The following is a 1497-nucleotide window of genomic DNA, read 5'->3' on the forward strand; positions in this document are numbered from 1 at the left end:
CACAGACGGAAACGGGCCGCCCTTTGGGCGGCCCGTTTCATCTTGGCGGCTACAGCTTTCAGATCATTTCAATCGCCACGGCCACGCCTTCCCCGCCGCCGATGCAGAGCGAAGCAACGCCGCGCTTCTTCTTCTCGTCCTGGAGGGCATGGATCAGTGTCACGATGATCCGGGCGCCGGAAGCCCCGATCGGGTGGCCGAGGGCCACCGCGCCGCCGCGGATATTGACCCTCGCCGGGTCAATGCCGAGCTTTTTCACGTTGGCCAGCCCGACGATGGAGAACGCCTCGTTCAGTTCCCAGAGGTCAACGTCCTCTTTCTTCCAGCTGATCTTCTTCAGCAGGTTTTCACAGGCCGCAGCCGGTCCCATCGTGAACCACTCGGGGTCCAGCGAGGCCTCGGCCTGTCCCACGATGCGGGCCAGCGGCTTCATGCCCAGTTCCCTGGCGCGCTTTTCGCCCATCAGGACCAGCGCGGCGGCGCCATCGTTGATGGTGCTGGCGTTGCCAGCCGTGATAGTGCCGTTCTTCTCGAACGCCGCCCGCAGTCCGCCCAGCTTGTCAATGTCGCCGCGGCCGGGCTCCTCGTCCTCGCTCACGATGACCGGGTCGCCCTTGCGCTGCGGGACGCTCACCTCGACGATCTCCCGCTTGAACCTGCCGCTCTTCACCGAGGTCTGCGCCTTGCGGTAGCTGTCGGCGGCGAACTGGTCCTGTGCGGCGCGGCCGAAGTCGTACTTCGTCGCGCACAGCTCGGCACAGCTTCCCATGTGCTTGTTGTTGTAGGCGTCCCACAACCCGTCGTGGATCATCGAGTCGATCATCTGGGCATGGCCCATGCGGTAACCCTCGCGGGCCTTGGCGAGCAGCATCGGCGCCTGGCTCATCGATTCCATTCCGCCCGCGACCATGACACTGCGGTCGCCAACGCGGATCGCCTGGTCAGCCAGCATGACGGCCTTCATGCCGGAACCGCACATCTTGTTGATCGTATGGGCATAGGTTCCCAGGGGAAGCCCCGCGTGAATCGTCGCCTGACGGGCCGGGGCCTGTCCCTGACCTGCCATCAGCACGTTGCCCATGACCACTTCCTCGACCTGGGCGGCCTCGACCCCGGCACGGCGAACAGCCTCCTTGATGGCGGCAGCGCCAAGCTGGCTGGCCGGGACGTCCTTCAGGGAGCCCAGAAACGAGCCCATCGGTGTGCGGGCGGCGGAGACGATGACGGTGGATTCCATAACTGTTATCGAGCCTTTCGTGTGGATGTGTGGTGCCCGGGCGGCCTTGATTAGAACCTGACCGGGATCAGGCCGGACGAACCGGCCACGCCAGAGCGGTTATCACGCCCTGACGCCGGCTGGCAACGCGACCGGGCCGGTAAAATCCCCAAAAAACCCAATGAAAACAGGGTGTTTTTAATATTTGCCTGATCCGGCCAGCCGCGCCTCATCCGTGGTGAGGCGTGGTGAGCCGTGTTCAGCCGTGGCCGCCCTGCCTG

At 64.7% G+C, this 1497-nt stretch carries 1 protein-coding gene; it reads right to left on the reverse strand.

What is annotated here, in order from left to right; translation table 11 throughout:
• Window positions 1-58: 58 nt before the first annotated feature.
• A complete protein-coding gene (locus tag KIT79_09885; GenBank protein MCW5829610.1) occupies window positions 59-1237 on the reverse strand; it encodes an acetyl-CoA C-acetyltransferase in 1179 nt (392 codons plus the stop codon).
• Between the last annotated feature and the right edge of the window lie 260 nt (window positions 1238-1497).

This window comes from Deltaproteobacteria bacterium, assembly GCA_026129095.1.
Classification (GTDB): Bacteria; JAGRBM01; JAGRBM01; order JAGRBM01; family JAHCIT01; genus JAHCIT01.